This window comes from Flagellimonas olearia (assembly GCF_009184425.1).
Taxonomy (GTDB): domain Bacteria; phylum Bacteroidota; class Bacteroidia; order Flavobacteriales; family Flavobacteriaceae; genus Flagellimonas; species Flagellimonas olearia.
Genome location: NZ_WELG01000001.1, coordinates 1,434,381 through 1,449,677, shown reverse-complemented (window position 1 = coordinate 1,449,677; position 15,297 = coordinate 1,434,381). Strand labels below are relative to the sequence as shown.

Below are 15,297 nucleotides of genomic sequence, written 5' to 3'. Positions count from 1 at the left end.
ATTTTAATCATGTTAAGGTGGAATGGTCAAGCGTATCCTTCCACCAACCCGATTAGCGATCATGGAAAAAACAATCCAATATATTGGCAAACTATTGCTTACCGCAATAGGTTTGGGGCTATTGATAGCGCTTGTTTTCATTAGCGTGGAGGCGCTCTTGGGTAGGGAAGTGGTGTTTGGCAAGGATTTAATGCGGGAAGTGGGTCACTACCTGTTGTACTCCATCGTCCTCACCTTCATAAACAGTCTGTACTATGATTACATCAACCATCGGGTGCAGTGGAGGAGGTTTGCAAATTATCGGATATTCATCAGTGGCATTGGTGGAGTTGTACTTACCCTTTTGGGCATCTTTTGGATACGCATTGTCATTAACTTGGGTTTTGAAGGAGAAACATGGGAAACCTTTGTGTTAGGGGAGGACCCCATGTTCTATATCGTGGCGCTTTTGATTACCGTAGTGGTGTCTGTGTTCTTCTATGCGGCGTATTTCTACAGGAATTGGCAAGAAAAGCGGGTAAAGGAGCAAAAGATTATTGCAGGAACCGCTTCGGCAAGGTTCGATGCCTTGAAGAACCAATTAGACCCCCATTTTCTCTTCAATAGCCTAAACGTGCTCACCAGTCTCATTGAAGAAGACCCCGATCAAGCCCAAAAGTTCACTACTTCACTTTCCAAGGTATATCGATATGTATTGGAGCAAAAGAACAAAGACTTGGTCACGGTGGATGAAGAGCTCAATTTTGCCCGGACCTATGTGCGTTTGTTAAAAATGCGCTTTGAGGACAGTATTGTTTTTGAGATTCCGGAAAGTTGCACCCAACCTGAGGCTAGAATAGTCCCGCTTTCATTGCAGCTGCTTTTGGAAAATGCGGTAAAACACAATGTGGTCACCGCTTCCAGACCGTTGCACATAAAAGTGTTCGAGGAAGGTGGAATGTTGGTGGTAAGCAACAATCTCCAGGAAAAACAGGTGGTGAAAAAGAGCAGTGGGGTGGGGCTTCAGAACATTAAGCAACGCTACAATATTTTAACGGACCGGGAGGTGGTCATCCAAAAATCGGATGTAGAGTTTAGGGTGTCATTGCCTATACTCACCCAAAAACTGACCGTTGTGGAAACGCAGAAGGATTACATAGCACAAAAGCGATATGCCAAGGCCAAGGAACAGGTGAAGGCCATGAAGGACTTTTACAGCAACCTGATCACCTATTGTGTCGTGATACCATTTTTATGGTGGATCAATTTAAGGACCACCGATTTTCTTTGGGCATTTTTTCCCACTTTGGGTTGGGGATTTGGTGTAATTATGCATGGGATGGAAGCTTTTGGGTACAACCCACTGTGGGGCAAACGCTGGGAAGAACAAAAAATCCAGGAACTTATGGATAAGGATGAGTTTTAGACTTTTCCGGCTCAGAAATCCAATCTCAGATCTTCCAACAACTCATCCGCAATAATTGACAGTTCACGAACCTATTTTTCTTCCACTTTCGGTAAATGATGAATTTTGGGGCATACGTAATCACTAAATCATAAAAACGAACCGTTATGGAAAATTCAAACAAAAAGTATGATAGGGCCAAACAGAAAGTGGAAAAGCTAAAGGCTTTTTATTCCAGTTTATTGGCCTATTGCATTGTAATCCCGATTTTGGCGTACCTCAATTATAGAACAACAAGTTTTCCTTGGATCATTTTCCCGGCAGTGGGATGGGGCATAGGTCTTGTGGGGATGTGGTTCTGTGCACAAGGCTACAATCCTCTTTTGGGAAGGGGATGGGAGGAACGCAAGATCAAAGAGTTCATGGAGCAAAAAGAATATTAACAATGTTTATATTTAGCAGTAGCCAAAATGTCTTTAGTATGGAAAATTTGGATAGGGAAAGCAAGTACATGAGGGCCAAGGAACGGGTTGGCGAGCTTAAAAAGTTTTATGCCCATGTGTGGTCCTACATCATGGTCATGACCGTATTGGCCTTGATCAACTATCTTACCAATGGGTTCAGCTATATGTGGTTTTTATGGGCTGCTTTTGGATGGGGCATAGGAGTCATGTTCCATGCCATTGGAACCTTTAACCTAAATCCCTTTTTTGGAAAGGGATGGGAGGAAAAGAAGATAAAGGAGTTTATGAAAGAAGAAGAGGATGAAGCCACAAAATGGAAATAATCATGGAAAATTTTGAGCAAGAAAAGTTTACTAGGGCCAAAAAACGTGTAGAGGAAATTAAGTCGTTTTACATTCACGTCATGGTGTACCTGGTCATCAATGCCTTTATTTTGATAAGCATTTATATCAATGCCGACACTTTTTGGACATGGCCCCATTTTGTCACACTCTTTGGTTGGGGGATTGGATTGGCCTTTCACGCGGCCAAGGTTTTTGGATTTAACCCATTGTTTGGAAAGAATTGGGAAGAACGCCAAATCCAAAAGTTCATCGAAAAGGACAAAAGGGAAATGGATAAATACCTATAAAAAATGAATGTGATCATCATTGAAGATGAAAAACCCGCGGCCAGAAGATTGGGTCGTTTATTGTCCGATTTGGAGGTCGAGGTTTCCACGATGTTGCATTCCGTTGAGGAATCCATTGAGTGGTTTCAAAATCATCCGCACCCTGATCTTATTTTTTTGGACATCCAATTATCGGACGGATTATCCTTTGAAATTTTTGATGTGGTCGAGGTGAAAAGTGCCATCATTTTTACCACTGCTTTTGATGAATATGCGCTCCAAGCTTTCAAGTTGAACAGCATAGATTATTTGTTGAAACCCATCGATGATGAAGAGCTGGAAAAGGCGGTAAAAAAGTACTGTGATTTTAAACCGAACCAGCATAAAATTTCGGTCGATTTTGAGGACATAAAAAAGCTGTTGGCAGACCCCTTGGAACGCGAATACAAAAAACGGTTTACGGTCAAGGTGGGGCAGCACCTCAAAATTATAAACGCGGAAGATGTGGAATGTTTCTACAGTGAGAACAAGGGGACGTATGCCACAACTTCGGAGGGTAGAAATTATTTATTGGACACCACTTTGGAACAGTTGGAGGAGGAGTTGTCCCCAAAGATTTTCTTCCGGGTAAGCCGCAAATTTTATGTGAACATCAACCATATAAAAGACATCATTTCATACACAAATTCCAGGCTTCAATTGAAGTTGAACCACTTCAATGAGCAAGAAATCATTGTGAGTAGGGAACGTGTAAGAGACTTTAAGTTGTGGTTGGAATAAATGATTTAAAATAACTGATTATCAAATAATTGATTTATTTAAAAAGTCACTATAAATTTTCCTTATAGTGGCTTTTTTAAGCTAAAATGGTCAATTTTCCTCTATGCGGTTATCGTCAAAGGCGGAAGGAAGCAACTTTGGGATGAGTTTGATGAAAATAGGCAAAAGAACCGCCCCTCCAGGTAACATAAAAATGGCCAAGGATGGGATGCTTTTAAAAATATCGATAAGTTGGTTCTGCACTTTTTTCTTCTCATCTTCGGTTAAATCCTTTACGGTAGATTTAGACAAAAGCGACATTAATTCCCTACTTTCCTGAAGCTCTTTTTTGAGTCTTTTGCTGTTTCGCAAAATAAGTTTGCTCACATTTTTGGACATGCCATCATAGAATTGAAGGGCCAAATTCTTGTCATTTAAATAAGCAATTTTCTCCTTGTTTTCCTCAAAGAATTTTTTCACATATTCGAGGGTGTTTTCTACCTCTTTTTTTGACTTTCCAAGATGGGTTCCGAGACCAAAAATGTAATCGGATTCGGTGTAGTCAATCGACTTATCTTCCCATATGGTCAAGCAGGCCATATCCAAAAAATAATCCTTCTCAAAAGAGGAAAAGTTTGCGTCCAAAAGGTCTAGATAAGTACCATCAAATTTTGCCTCATCCAAATTCACATAAGTGAGGGAGGCATCCAAAAGTTGAATGAGTTTGTCATCATTCTTTTTGGCTTCTTTGGAGTTTAGGATATGGTAGGCAATGTTAATCGTGACGTACTCCAAAAGTTGCGCATGTTCCTTAAAGGACTCCTTGGAGTTTAAATAGTTTTTAAAGATGAGGACATCTACATAAAGCAGTGAATTGGTCAGGCTACTACCCAAGGCCCTATTGAATGCATTGCCGCCCAAATAGATTCGGGAATCGATTAATTTTTCCAATTGGGCCTCGGTATGCTTACCACTCAATATTTTGTTCAGAAAGGAGATATGGGCCACCTCCAAGGACTGATAATATTCAAAAACGGTATTGACAAAATGATTGAAGCTGGTCTTTCCCTTCTCAAATTGAAAGGTGAAATAGAGCGCCGTAAGCAGGTTGATTTTGGCTATCTCGTCCTCACTCAAGGTATGCTCCGCTTCAATAAAGGACGGAATGTTTAAATGTACCCCAAAGACAAAACCACTTCTTTTGAGTTCGTGGTACAGGCCATCAAAATCTTGAAAATATGAGGCCTCTTTGGTTACAAGGTGGCCAAACTTCTTGATCCATCCAGAAGCAGAAGGGTTCATTAGGTGATTATTTACAGACCAAAGTAAAACAATTATGCGACTTTATGGTGAACAATGCACCTAGCTCACATTAAAAATCCATTAAGTTTTTTTTAACATTTAAAAACCAAACCACCCTAGAAGAGGTTGCGTAGGTAGGGGTGTAGGAAACTTTAAAAACAAGTAACATGAAAAAAACAACAAAGTATGTAATGGGTCTAGGTGCTTTGGTCGCATCGGCAATTGTTCTGGTGTCTGCAGACCATATTGATGCACCTTCGACCGCAGGGACCACTTCGGATATTGCCGATTTTTACGCCTTTGAACCCAGTGAAGGTTCAGATAATACGGTTTTCGTAGTGGACGTCCAATCCAATGTGCTGCCAGAATTGGCGTATGGCACCTTTGATGAGGATGTACTTACCGAAATCAATATAGATTTGGACGGGGATTTGGTAGAAGACCAGGTCATTCAGGCCATTGCTAGGGATGGAAGGATGTACTTCTTCGGTCCCGCTGCACCCGCGCAGACGGGATTGAACAGTCAAGTACTTATGGACTCTCCTCTAGGCGATGTGGAAATTTCCGGGGCAACGCCCATTGTGGAAACCACCAATGGGGTTTCGTTGTTCGCAGGACCCAGACAGGACCCCTTCTTTTTTGATTTCTTCCAATTCAATGCGGTCATTTCCCCTGATATGGAATCGGCCCCCGGTGGATTCCTTCCGCCAGAAGAGGCAGCGGACACTTTTGATGGGGCCAATACCCTTTCCATTATTGTGGAAATCCCCAATGCCATGCTGGGAACCCCAACGGCCACCAATGCCTTGGGACTTACGGTATACAAAACTTGGGTGACAACAAATAGAAAACAATAAGCAACTTAAAACATTGAAAAAGATGATACGAAAACAAGCAATATATTTCGCAGCACTGATATTGACCCTAGGATTGGTCATTGGATGCAGCAATGATGATGAGGCCCCATATCAAATGGGTATGGATGACGATATGATGATGAATGATGACGATGATATGATGGGAACCGATTTTTCGGGAACCTATGCCCAAGTGGACCACATAGGGCGCCCCGGCATCAATACCACTTTAAGTTTTGACATGGAAGGGGAACCCAGCGTAAAAGATGCGCACAATACCACAATTCCTTCAGAAATGTCCACAACTTTTCAAGCCGGTTTTCAAGCAAGGTTGGAACAATACCATGATGTGTATGCCATAAAGTTGGGGCTGGACCCTGCTGATGTGGACTACGAGAACAATATTTTGGGATTGGATGCGGCCACCTTGACCACCGTTTTGGCGGCAGATGTTCTGGAAGTGGCCCCTGATTTGCCCACAACCTATTTTAACCCAGGAACCGATTTTGATAATGACGGTCGCATTTTGGTGCCGGATGGTGATGAAGTGGCCTTGACGGGCAGACACCCCAATGATGACATTATAGATGTGTCCCTCATTCTTTTCTTTGGAGGAATGGAAGGAGACCGTTTCAGTGGTCAGGATTTGGATGATGATGGAATGGCAGACTTGCCTAGATTGACTTCGGACGGGGTTGCGCTTACCGCAGATATTTCAACAAGTTTCCCTTACTTGGGAGATCCCGAGTAATCGCTATGAAAGGGAAAGGGGGGGGAGGATTCGTCCTCTCCCTTTTTATAAAAACAACAACAAGATTATGGAAGCAACAAAAATTAAACTCATCCTTTTGATCACAGTACTATTGTTTTCATGTAAGGAAGAAGAAAGGGTATTCAAGACCGATAAAAAGGACTATAACCGTTATTTGGCGTCCAACCCCGTAAAGACCACCTCAAAATATTTCCAGCTATGGGATTCCAAGATAAAACAGGATAGTCTGCAAACGATGGGACTGGCCAATGTGGCCAGTGAATACAACCGGTTCTTTCAAGGGACCGGGGATATCAAATACCTAAAGATGGCAGAACGCTCCTTGGAAAAGGCATTGGAAGCGGCCGCATTGGGAAAGGCAGGGTATATGAGGGCCTTGGCGAGAAATTATATCTCCCAGCATAGGTTCAGGGAAGCTTTGGAATTGGCCCGATCGGCACGAAAGCAAGGAAGTGGGGTCAATGCCACGCAGGCTCTCTTGTTCGATGTGCAAATGGAACTCGGCAATTACGAAGAGGCCCATGCGTATTTGGACAGTATCCAGAACATGTCGGATTTTGGATACCTGATCCGGTTGGCCAAATGGAATGATCATAAAGGTGACTTGGATACGGCCATTCGGTTTATGGAAAAGGCATATGATAGGGCAAAAATGTCCAACAACAGGGACCTTTTACTATGGTCCACTACCAATTTGGCAGACTTTTATGGACATGCAGGTCGTATTGAAAATTCATACAAACTCTATCTAAAAGCATTGGAGATAGATCCGCAAAATGCTTATGCCAAAAAAGGGATTGCCTGGATCGTGTATTCCCATGAACGAAATGGAGAAGAGGCCTTGCGCATTATGGATAGCATCATGCATAAACACCAATCACTGGAATACGATTTGCTCAAAGCGGAAATCGCTGAATTTATGGGTAATGAGTCCTTAAAATTGCAAGCTCTGGATAATTTCCATAAAAAGGTGGGGAATGTGGATTATGGAGAGATGTACAATGCCCATAACGTGGATTTTCTCATTGCTATAGATGTTACCGAAAAAGCCTTGAAGTTGGCAAAACGGGAGGTGAAAAACAGGTCTACCCCTGAAACGTATGGTCTTTTGGCCTATAGTTATCTAAAAAAGGGGGAAAAGGAAAAAGCCCTACAACTGGTAAAGACCCATATTGAGGGAAAAACCTATGAACCATCCACGCTCAGTCAAGCAGCTGAAGTCTATAAGGCCAACGGCGAGAATAAAAAGGTCCAAGAACTGAAGCAGGAACTAACGGGGGCCCTATACGAATTGGGTCCGGTAAAGGAACATCACATATTGAGTTTATAGGCAGGAAATTGAAGGCAAAGTAGTGGTTTTTGGGTTGCTACTTGGTTGTTGTTTGGATGCGTCATGAATCCTTTATGGCGCATCCTATCAATTTTCAATGAATTCCTCTTCATCGGTATCTTCTTCTTCGTTTTTCAGGATCTCAATACCTTTCTGAATCACCAAATTGGTAGGGATGGTTATCCTTCTACCATCATCTGTTCGCATAAAAAGGTAAAAACCGCTGATATCCTCCACTTTTCCGGTCCAATCAAAATCCTTGTCCAATACCCTGATTCTGTCCCCCAAACGCAAGGGATGGCTAAAAAACAGTATCACACTGGCGGTTAAATTGGAAAGGATGGACCATTGCGCCACAAAACCTACCCCCAATATGGCCAGGGTTGAGGAAAGAAAAAGGGAGAAATCCTTCAAATTCATTCCCCAAATCAGTGAAATTCCAACAAGGGCAAAGCCATAGAAGAAAAGATTACTGAGATAAAAGATGATCTTTCTGTTGTTCATATCAATGGCACTGGTCCTGCCAAATCTCCGTATGGCCCTTTTGGTCAAAGAGTTTAAAACAAATACAACAACCAGTAAAATTCCTGTGACTAAAATTTCGGTTTTAAAAGACATTACGCCCACCATGATCCAATCTTGCTAAATTTGGGTTAACTTATTGCTCTAAACTACGAATAACCCGTTTTACTTTTACAATAATGGTTACAGATTTCGAAAATAATACCTGGGTCATCAACTATTCCCTTGAGGATTACTACAATCGGAAATTTTCCATGGATGAAGATGCGCAATTGTCCAAAAATGACAAGAGTATTACTTGGGTGAATACCTATGGTCTGGGCTATACGGAAGAGTTTAGGAAGATGGTGCTCCACAACGAGTTGGACGATTTTCTCCTTCGGTTATTGCTCAACCAGAACTTTGGCAATAAAGTCATAGAATTGGAAGAACAGCTTTTTATTGCTGCCCGAATCATAAAGACGGAAGACCAAAGCTTGGAGTCGGAACAGATGTTTTTTGTGGTGGCCAAGGATTTTGTGTGGTGCATACAGGAAAAATGGGGGGATCATTTTGATTGGATACGGGCACGGATATTCGATAATAAGGGAATCATACGAAAAAAGAGGGCCGATTACCTCCTGTTTTTTATCCTGGAGACCTTGATTTCCAACTATAAGGAAAAGTATGAGGAAATGGTTTTGATGGAAAACATGCTGGACCGTGCCACCAAAATGGAACCCACACCGGAGTTTATGTTCGAAGTGGAACAAAAAAAGGCTATGATCCAGCACTTTCGGAAAGCATCACATGGCCTGAGGGACATTGTAACCCGACTGGAAAGGGTACAGGTAAAGGGGTTCCATACCAAATATTTCAGTGAGCTCAGGGAGCAGATCAACGGCTTGGCCAATGATGTTGATTCCGATACCCAGGAGTTGGAAAGCCAAATCAACCTATTTTTCAGTATTCAAGGCCATCGCCTCAATGAGGTCATGAAGACCTTGACCATCTTTTCCGTAATATTTATTCCCCTTACTTTTTTGGCGGGAATCTATGGGATGAACTTTGAGAACATCCCGGAACTCAAGTGGCCGTACGGCTATTTTATCCTTTTAGGGCTCATGCTGGTCGTTACCCTCATTTCCATACTCATCTTTAAACGAAAAAAGTGGTTTTAAGACACCATTCCGGTTTTTAGATGGCCCATTGACTTTTGTTTAATTGAATGTCGTCCAAGACATGGCGTGAACGTTTATTTTCCAATGATAAACGTCATATTTCCTGCATGTATCGCATTGTAGCTTTGTCTCATCTTAAAATTCAAAAAAATGAGAAGAACAGTACTTTTTGCAGCGATGGCGTTAATGGGATTCATCAACATGGGAACAGCGCAGGATGCTTCGTCGAGTGACGGTGGTAGTCCATGGCAGTTCCGACTTCGAGGAATCGTGGTGACGCCAGATGAAAGTGCGGATATAGAAGCCATTGGTGGGGATGCATCCATTTCCACTGCGTTTGTACCGGAGTTGGACATCTCTTACTTTTTCGATGAAAATTGGTCTTTGGAATTGATTTTGGCCACCACAAAACATGATGTGGAAGCTGTTGGGACCTTAGTTGGGGATATTGATTTGGGACATGTGTGGCTGCTTCCTCCCACCTTGACCGGTCAGTACCATTTTACCGGTGGTGATTTTGTGCCCTATGTGGGAGCTGGATTGAACCTTACCCTCTTTTATGGAGTGGATGAGGGACCTGTGGCCGATGATGTGGATTACGATACCGCCGTGGGATATGCATTGCAAGGAGGATTCGACTTTATGCTCAATGACAAATGGTTTTTAAATGTGGATGTGAAAAAACTGTTTCTGAATACAGATGCCACCGTTAATGCCACTACGGCATTGGGAGCTACTGTGGTGGCTGATGTGGATATCAACCCATGGATATTTGGATTCGGGGTAGGTGTAAAACTGTAGGTGATATTTCAATACTAACCAATCCTCTGAAGGGCGTTCTGGAAATTCCAGAACGCCCTTCAATATTATAAACCTGGAAATAATGGGTAGAACAGGTTACCCCAAAGGCAAGCGAAATCCATAGACTTGGAGTTTCCCTTGTTTAAAATCCAACTCTGGATAGGGAACAAAACCTAATTTTTCATACATTTTCCAGGCGACTTTCATGAACGAGGTGCTGTGTATGATGACATTGAGATGTCCGCGGGTTTTCGCCCTTTCAATACAAGCTTCACTTAAGGCTTTCCCTATGCCCATTCCTCTGGTTGCCAGGTCAACGGCCAACAAACGGAACCCTGAAGCATTTTTTTCTTGTTTTGCTATACCCCCGGCACCATAATGTTCCATATGCTCAAAATAAAGGACCGCTCCCAAAACCTTTTCATCAGACGAAACAGCAACCAAAAGTTCAACGCCGGATTTTTGGGTAAAATCACCTATGTTGGCCAAGGTTTCATAGTATTCGGGCTGATTGTCTGCCTTAGGGAATCCTTCAAGACCTGAGTAGACATCCACCATCAATCTACCTATGGCTTCAAATTCCATGGACTTCGCCGTGCGGATGTAAAAGCCTTTGTGGCCAAAGCGTTGCTGATAGCGTTCTTGGAATCCTTTGGAGTCAAATTCCTGTTCCAGTTGGCGTAATCCCTCCAAAAAATCAGGGTTTACAAATTCCTTGAGTACCTGTTGGATACGATGCCACTCCACTTCAAGGGAACTTAAAGCCCGCTCTCCTTTTTGGGACAGATAGATAAAGGTTTTGCGCCCATCATTGGAGTCCTTTTGACTCTCTAGATACCCTTTGGTCTTCATCTTTTTGACAATCTTGATGATAGCAGGATGGGAAAAACCCAAGGCACTGGCCATTTCGGTAACTGTGAGCCTTCCGTTTTCTTTCAGCAATAAAAAGACAACGTGCCAATTGGGTTCAATAGGTAATCCCAATCGGGAATAGTGGTCCAGGGTGCTGGATACAATCTTTTCGTTCAACCGCTTTATACGAGCTGTAAAACCTAAATGTGCTATTTCTTGGAGAAAGTCATTGGTCATCATAAAAGTGTAACTAGTTACGTAAATATATAAAAAATAAGTAACCGGTAACGTAAAAAATATAAAGAGTGAATTTAGGGCCCTACAGCACCCAAGGTATAAAGTTGTTCCAAAGTAGGGGTTTCGCTACCGCCTTCGGGCTCCAAGGTAATACCAAAAGCTTCGGATTCATTGGGATTGGACAACGCGAACAATTTACTGTCATCCGTGGCAAAATCTTCTAGAAGACCAATGCTGGTGGGGGTGAGCGGGGTCAGTTTCAAGGACCAAACTTGATAGGCATAGCCCGGTGGGGGTTCAGGAAGCCCTTGGGCATCAATGATGACCTTACTCTCTTCCCTGTTCCAATAGGCCTTGGCATACGAATCTGGAGATACAGCCTGTCCGCCTAGCGCCACCACAGTGACATTCTTATCCCGAAGTTGTTGTAAAAGCGCTTCCTTGTCAATAACCTTTTCCTGGGTGGTGGATAGAATTTGTTCCAGATTTTCCTTTTCCTGATTGGTGATCTCTATCTCGGTTTTAAGCTGGTTGTTCTGCAGGTAAACACCAATAAGGCCAGCTGCAAGCAATATGGAAGCTGCCCAACCCACATAATTGCCCCAAGGAGTTTTCCTTTCCGAGGCTTCAGGCTTGAATTGGATGACGTCGTCCAATTGGGCGCGGACGGTCTTAAAACTGTCTTTGGATAGTTTGGGCGAGGTTGTCCGGGTAAGCTCTAGAATGGACTTCTCAATAGCTTCAATCTCTGACTTCACCTCAGGGTATTGTAGGGCGTAGTGCTGTACCTCCAAGTTTTCCTCGGGGCTCAATGCGCCTGCCACGTAGAGTTCCAAAACTCCTGATGCTATGTACTCCTTCACATCCATTTTACTATGCCATATTTTTCCGAATTTCGGAAATACAACTTCTAATCCGTGTTTTTATGGTTCCTATTGGTGTCTTTAGTTCTTTCGCAGCCTCTTTTTGTGTAAACCCTTTAAAGTAGAGCAGGTCAATCAAAAGAATGCATTTATCCTTAAGTCCCTTTAATAGGGATTGCAATCCTATAGTGTCTATTTTTCCGTTTAAATCTTCGCTGTTTTCATGAATACCTACGAGAGAATCCACTGGGAGGTTTTTCTTTTGGTTTTTATGGCTTTTCGAGCGCAGTTCATCGATGGCCGTATTGCGGGCTATGTTTAGGATCCAGGTAAAAAAGCGACCTTTGGAAGTGTCATATTGGTCCGATTTACTCCAGATTTTCACAAAAACATCCTGACAAAGCTCTTGGGATCGTTCAGGATCTTTGAGAATCACGTTGATTACTCCACATATGTTTTCCGCATACATATCATACAAAGCCTCAAAAGCTACCGTATCTTTTTTCTGGAATCTTTGTATGAGGTTGTCTAAGTCCATAGCGGGTCAGCTAAAGATATAAAAAAAGCCTTTCCCATTATGGATTCACGACGGAATGTCAATATAAATGGTCTATGCGATGTTTATTCCCTTTAGGACCAGTGATTTCCATTCCGGATGCCTGCTGAGGTACAGGGCAACAAACGGACAAAGGGGAATCAGGGTGAGGTCATGGGCTTTGATATGTTCCAAGGTCTTTCGAATCAATTGGGAACCAATACCCTTTCCTTCATAGGATTCCGGAACCTCGGTATGGGTAAGATAGATTTTTTCCTTGGCGCGGATGTATTCTATTTTGGCAATGGCATCGCCCAAATCAAACTCAAATTGTTTGGCTTCCGCGTTGTCCACAAGCTGATATTCTTGTTTCATTATGGGGCGGTAGGGGTGTAGTGGCTCAGTGCTCCCGAAGGACACTGGGCAATTTGATCTTTTAATTCCTGTGTTGAGGCATTTTCAGCCTTGATCCAAGGTTTGTCCTTGGGATTGTAGACTTGGGGCAGCATTTTCACACAAATCCCTGCATGTTGGCACAGTTTGGGCTTCCATACCACAGTAAGTTCCCCATTGGAGTATTCTTTTGTGATTTCCATATCAATGTTCAAAAAATAAAAGGGCAATCTATAGATTGCCCTTTTTCATTACTGTATAATACCGGTGCAGGAAACCCTTGCCCCTGCAGCACCACTGGGTTGCGAAGTGAAATCATCCACACCTTGGTGTACGATCACTGCCTTGCCCACAATGTTCTTGGTTTCATCATCACAGCCAATGCACCACTCCTTAGTGGCAAAATCCACTGTGGCGTTACCATCGGCATCGGCAACAAAATTACCAATGTCACCTTTGTGGTAGCCTTCTTCGGCGCCCCATTTACCGTGGGGTTGGAAGGTTGGGTTCCAATGGCCTCCCGTAGATTTTCCATCAGCCGAAGAGCAATCGGCTTTCTCATGGATGTGGATGGCGTGTTCCCCTTCGGTGAGACCGGACAATGTGGCTTTCATTACCACGGTGCCGTTTTCTTCCATAAAAGTTACATCACCACTGACATTACTGTCACTTTTGGGTTCCATTTTGAAGGAAATGGATGTAGGTTCCATGGTTTCTACCACCTGTTCAACGGTTTCCTCTATTTCTTCGGATGTCTCTTCCGCTTCTTTTTTTACTTGCTTGCAGCTAAAGACGGTCATCAATGCCAATCCAATTACCGCTGCGGGTATTTTTTTCATTAGAAAGAATTTTTAGGTTCAGTCTAAGGTAATCATTATTTGGGGAGGTGTCAACAATTTTCCCCATCAATCACTTGATGGTTTTCCAAAGGAAAGCATACGATTTTAAGGGTGGGGCCGTTATAGAAGTACTAATGTATTTCAACACAAAACACTCATTTTGGTCAGTACAGCCACGGACTATATCAACTTCTTGATCTACTGCAAAAAGAAAAGGTCTTTTTGTAAGGTATACCACCGTTTGAAAGAAAACAAACTAAAAGGCTATATCAACCAAAGAGAGTATGTAAAATCATTACGCAATATCTACAATGCCGTAATTGAGTTGGAATTGGATTATTTTGATATCCGTCACCTACGACTGTAAACCTCTTACTACTTAAATCAATTTGTTGATTACCTGCGTTTTGCTGTGCAAGGTTTTGTGCACCGGACATTTATCGGCAATCTCTAGGATTCGGGCTTTTTGTTGCTCATCCAAGGCCCCTGTCAATTGTATTTCCCGGTAAAAGGTATCAATTTTTGTTCCTTCGCTTTCGCAATTTTCACAATCCACCGCATGGGTTTTCTCATAAGAAGTATGCACTTCCACATTGGTGAGGGGCCATCCTTTCCGTTTCACATACATTTGAATGGTCATGGCCGTGCAGGCAGAAAGTCCTGCGGAAACCAACTCATAGGGCGATGGTCCAAAATCATTTCCTCCGTAGGATATAGGTTCATCAGCAGTCATAAAATGATTTCCCACCTTCATGGATGTGGTAAATCCGTCCTCCGCATCCAAACTGGCCACCACTTGATGTTGGGTTGTTAAGGATTCATGGGGTGCCATATCCACATATCGAGTAGCCCAACCCGCAATGACTTCACCAACATATATAGAATCGTTTTTGTTGGACAACAGATGGTCGGCACCATCCAAGGAAATAAAACTCTTGGGGTGATGGGCAGCCACATAAAGTTCTTCGGCATTTTGTATCCCTACAATTTGGTCTTGGGGAGAATGCAGGATCAATAGCGCTTTTCTAAGATTTTTGACGGTAGCTGTGAGGGAATTGTTCTCCAAATCATCCAAAAACTGTTTTTTGATGGTAAAGTCCCTTCCACTTAGGTTTACGGTGGCTTTACCAGTAGATGCTATCTCATCGAGCTCACTTCTCAACAAATGCTTTACGTGTGCGGGGCTGGAAGGCGCACCCACAGTGGCTACCGCTTTCACGGAAGCAATTTTGGCAGCAGCAAATATAGATGCCGCACCTCCAAGGGAATGGCCAATGATCAAGGTTGGGGCTTTATAATTGTCTTTCAAGTAGTCCGCAGCAGCCACCAAATCCTGAACGTTGCCAGAAAAATTGGTGTTTTCGAAATCCCCTTCACTCTCTCCCAAGCCCGTAAAGTCAAAACGGAGCACCCCAAAACCTTTGGAGGTCAAAGCACGGCTAATATGGGCAACGGCCAAAAGGTTTTTGGTGCAAGTGAAACAATGTGCAAACAACACAAAATTATGTGGGTGCTGGTCTACGGGCAGCTCCAAGCGTCCCGCCAAAGTCTGGCCCTCTCTATTGTTGAATGTTACTTTTTGTAGCCCCATGATGCTTTTTTAGGTTAATAGACATA

At 42.9% G+C, this 15,297-nt stretch carries 20 protein-coding genes; 11 read left to right on the top strand and 9 right to left on the bottom strand.

Annotated features, from left to right (window positions below; genetic code table 11):
• Nucleotides 1–61 precede the first annotated feature (61 nt).
• The 5 genes from F8C76_RS06285 (at nt 62) to F8C76_RS06265 (ending at nt 3,238) form a co-directional block, all read left to right on the top strand.
• A complete protein-coding gene (locus F8C76_RS06285) occupies nt 62–1,405 on the top strand; it encodes a 2TM domain-containing protein (RefSeq protein ID WP_249042368.1) in 1,344 nt (447 codons plus the stop codon).
• 146 nt (nt 1,406–1,551) lie between these two features.
• Complete coding sequence (locus F8C76_RS06280) at nt 1,552–1,827, top strand: 2TM domain-containing protein (RefSeq protein WP_129652760.1); 276 nt, start codon at nt 1,552–1,554, stop codon at nt 1,825–1,827.
• 38 nt (nt 1,828–1,865) lie between these two features.
• The gene (locus tag F8C76_RS06275; RefSeq protein ID WP_129652759.1) at nt 1,866–2,171 is read left to right on the top strand and encodes a 2TM domain-containing protein; all 306 of its coding nucleotides are present in this window, start codon (nt 1,866–1,868) and stop codon (nt 2,169–2,171) included.
• Nucleotides 2,172–2,173: 2 nt separating this feature from the next.
• Nucleotides 2,174–2,479 (top strand): 2TM domain-containing protein, encoded by a 306-nt coding sequence (locus F8C76_RS06270; RefSeq protein WP_152130920.1) that lies wholly within the window; start codon nt 2,174–2,176, stop codon nt 2,477–2,479.
• 3 nt (nt 2,480–2,482) lie between these two features.
• Entirely contained in the window at nt 2,483–3,238 is a 756-nt protein-coding gene (locus F8C76_RS06265) for a LytR/AlgR family response regulator transcription factor (RefSeq protein ID WP_152130919.1), read from the top strand.
• A 90-nt stretch (nt 3,239–3,328) separates the two neighbouring features.
• On the opposite strand, the gene F8C76_RS06260 is transcribed toward F8C76_RS06265, so the two are convergent.
• Nucleotides 3,329–4,519, bottom strand: coding sequence for an LETM1-related biofilm-associated protein (locus F8C76_RS06260; RefSeq protein ID WP_152130918.1), 1,191 nt, complete (start codon nt 4,517–4,519; stop codon nt 3,329–3,331).
• A 167-nt stretch (nt 4,520–4,686) separates the two neighbouring features.
• Between F8C76_RS06260 and F8C76_RS06255 the strand changes: the two genes are divergently transcribed.
• From F8C76_RS06255 to F8C76_RS06245, 3 genes are all read left to right on the top strand, one after another.
• Nucleotides 4,687–5,376 carry a DUF4331 family protein gene (locus F8C76_RS06255; protein ID WP_152130917.1) on the top strand — a complete coding sequence of 230 codons (690 nt, stop codon included), beginning with the start codon at nt 4,687–4,689 and terminating at the stop codon, nt 5,374–5,376.
• Nucleotides 5,377–5,398: 22 nt separating this feature from the next.
• On the top strand, nt 5,399–6,127 hold the full coding sequence (locus F8C76_RS06250) for a DUF4331 family protein (protein ID WP_152130916.1): 729 nt from the start codon (nt 5,399–5,401) through the stop codon (nt 6,125–6,127).
• A gap of 67 nt (nt 6,128–6,194) precedes the next feature.
• Nucleotides 6,195–7,478, top strand: a complete 1,284-nt coding sequence (locus F8C76_RS06245) for a tetratricopeptide repeat protein (protein WP_152130915.1) — start codon at nt 6,195–6,197, stop codon at nt 7,476–7,478.
• 87 nt (nt 7,479–7,565) lie between these two features.
• Here the strand turns inward: F8C76_RS06245 and F8C76_RS06240 are convergent, their stop codons facing one another.
• Entirely contained in the window at nt 7,566–7,982 is a 417-nt protein-coding gene (locus F8C76_RS06240) for a mechanosensitive ion channel family protein (protein WP_249042367.1), read from the bottom strand.
• 197 nt (nt 7,983–8,179) lie between these two features.
• Between F8C76_RS06240 and F8C76_RS06235 the strand changes: the two genes are divergently transcribed.
• Nucleotides 8,180–9,160 carry a CorA family divalent cation transporter gene (locus F8C76_RS06235; protein WP_129652752.1) on the top strand — a complete coding sequence of 327 codons (981 nt, stop codon included), beginning with the start codon at nt 8,180–8,182 and terminating at the stop codon, nt 9,158–9,160.
• A gap of 150 nt (nt 9,161–9,310) precedes the next feature.
• The gene (locus F8C76_RS06230; protein WP_152130913.1) at nt 9,311–9,961 is read left to right on the top strand and encodes an OmpW/AlkL family protein; all 651 of its coding nucleotides are present in this window, start codon (nt 9,311–9,313) and stop codon (nt 9,959–9,961) included.
• Nucleotides 9,962–10,057: 96 nt separating this feature from the next.
• Here F8C76_RS06230 and F8C76_RS06225 read toward each other — a convergent pair whose 3' ends face one another.
• From F8C76_RS06225 to F8C76_RS06200, 6 genes are all read right to left on the bottom strand, one after another.
• Nucleotides 10,058–11,053: a bifunctional helix-turn-helix transcriptional regulator/GNAT family N-acetyltransferase gene (locus tag F8C76_RS06225; RefSeq protein ID WP_152130912.1), complete on the bottom strand. Its 996-nt coding sequence runs from the start codon at nt 11,051–11,053 to the stop codon at nt 10,058–10,060.
• 71 nt (nt 11,054–11,124) lie between these two features.
• Nucleotides 11,125–11,919, bottom strand: coding sequence for an anti-sigma factor (locus F8C76_RS06220; protein ID WP_152130911.1), 795 nt, complete (start codon nt 11,917–11,919; stop codon nt 11,125–11,127).
• Between the two features lie 4 nt (nt 11,920–11,923).
• On the bottom strand, nt 11,924–12,451 hold the full coding sequence (locus tag F8C76_RS06215; RefSeq protein WP_152130910.1) for an RNA polymerase sigma factor: 528 nt from the start codon (nt 12,449–12,451) through the stop codon (nt 11,924–11,926).
• Nucleotides 12,452–12,523: 72 nt separating this feature from the next.
• On the bottom strand, nt 12,524–12,823 hold the full coding sequence (locus tag F8C76_RS06210; protein ID WP_129652747.1) for a GNAT family N-acetyltransferase: 300 nt from the start codon (nt 12,821–12,823) through the stop codon (nt 12,524–12,526).
• A complete protein-coding gene (locus F8C76_RS06205) occupies nt 12,823–13,044 on the bottom strand; it encodes a (4Fe-4S)-binding protein (protein WP_152130909.1) in 222 nt (73 codons plus the stop codon). The genes F8C76_RS06210 and F8C76_RS06205 overlap by 1 nt, the downstream gene beginning before the upstream one ends.
• A gap of 48 nt (nt 13,045–13,092) precedes the next feature.
• A complete protein-coding gene (locus tag F8C76_RS06200; RefSeq protein ID WP_152130908.1) occupies nt 13,093–13,680 on the bottom strand; it encodes a superoxide dismutase family protein in 588 nt (195 codons plus the stop codon).
• 160 nt (nt 13,681–13,840) lie between these two features.
• Between F8C76_RS06200 and F8C76_RS06195 the strand changes: the two genes are divergently transcribed.
• Entirely contained in the window at nt 13,841–14,047 is a 207-nt protein-coding gene (locus tag F8C76_RS06195) for a hypothetical protein (RefSeq protein ID WP_152130907.1), read from the top strand.
• A gap of 12 nt (nt 14,048–14,059) precedes the next feature.
• Here the strand turns inward: F8C76_RS06195 and F8C76_RS06190 are convergent, their stop codons facing one another.
• A complete protein-coding gene (locus F8C76_RS06190; protein ID WP_152130906.1) occupies nt 14,060–15,271 on the bottom strand; it encodes a bifunctional alpha/beta hydrolase/OsmC family protein in 1,212 nt (403 codons plus the stop codon).
• Nucleotides 15,272–15,297: the final 26 nt, after the last annotated feature.

Excerpts from the sequence above, each read along its gene's own strand:
- F8C76_RS06200 (WP_152130908.1), bottom strand. The coding sequence starts at position 13,680 with ATGAAAAAAATACCCGCAGCGGTAATTGGATTGGCATTGATGACCGTC.
- F8C76_RS06245 (WP_152130915.1), top strand. The coding sequence starts at position 6,195 with ATGGAAGCAACAAAAATTAAACTCATCCTTTTGATCACAGTACTATTG.
- F8C76_RS06235 (WP_129652752.1), top strand. The coding sequence starts at position 8,180 with ATGGTTACAGATTTCGAAAATAATACCTGGGTCATCAACTATTCCCTT.
- F8C76_RS06280 (WP_129652760.1), top strand. The coding sequence starts at position 1,552 with ATGGAAAATTCAAACAAAAAGTATGATAGGGCCAAACAGAAAGTGGAA.
- F8C76_RS06250 (WP_152130916.1), top strand. The coding sequence starts at position 5,399 with ATGATACGAAAACAAGCAATATATTTCGCAGCACTGATATTGACCCTA.
- F8C76_RS06285 (WP_249042368.1), top strand. The coding sequence starts at position 62 with ATGGAAAAAACAATCCAATATATTGGCAAACTATTGCTTACCGCAATA.
- F8C76_RS06230 (WP_152130913.1), top strand. The coding sequence starts at position 9,311 with ATGAGAAGAACAGTACTTTTTGCAGCGATGGCGTTAATGGGATTCATC.
- F8C76_RS06265 (WP_152130919.1), top strand. The coding sequence starts at position 2,483 with ATGAATGTGATCATCATTGAAGATGAAAAACCCGCGGCCAGAAGATTG.
- F8C76_RS06270 (WP_152130920.1), top strand. The coding sequence starts at position 2,174 with ATGGAAAATTTTGAGCAAGAAAAGTTTACTAGGGCCAAAAAACGTGTA.
- F8C76_RS06275 (WP_129652759.1), top strand. The coding sequence starts at position 1,866 with ATGGAAAATTTGGATAGGGAAAGCAAGTACATGAGGGCCAAGGAACGG.
- F8C76_RS06210 (WP_129652747.1), bottom strand. The coding sequence starts at position 12,823 with ATGAAACAAGAATATCAGCTTGTGGACAACGCGGAAGCCAAACAATTT.
- F8C76_RS06225 (WP_152130912.1), bottom strand. The coding sequence starts at position 11,053 with ATGATGACCAATGACTTTCTCCAAGAAATAGCACATTTAGGTTTTACA.
- F8C76_RS06205 (WP_152130909.1), bottom strand. The coding sequence starts at position 13,044 with ATGGAAATCACAAAAGAATACTCCAATGGGGAACTTACTGTGGTATGG.
- F8C76_RS06255 (WP_152130917.1), top strand. The coding sequence starts at position 4,687 with ATGAAAAAAACAACAAAGTATGTAATGGGTCTAGGTGCTTTGGTCGCA.
- F8C76_RS06240 (WP_249042367.1), bottom strand. The coding sequence starts at position 7,982 with ATGAACAACAGAAAGATCATCTTTTATCTCAGTAATCTTTTCTTCTAT.
- F8C76_RS06220 (WP_152130911.1), bottom strand. The coding sequence starts at position 11,919 with ATGGATGTGAAGGAGTACATAGCATCAGGAGTTTTGGAACTCTACGTG.
- F8C76_RS06190 (WP_152130906.1), bottom strand. The coding sequence starts at position 15,271 with ATGGGGCTACAAAAAGTAACATTCAACAATAGAGAGGGCCAGACTTTG.
- F8C76_RS06215 (WP_152130910.1), bottom strand. The coding sequence starts at position 12,451 with ATGGACTTAGACAACCTCATACAAAGATTCCAGAAAAAAGATACGGTA.
- F8C76_RS06260 (WP_152130918.1), bottom strand. The coding sequence starts at position 4,519 with ATGAACCCTTCTGCTTCTGGATGGATCAAGAAGTTTGGCCACCTTGTA.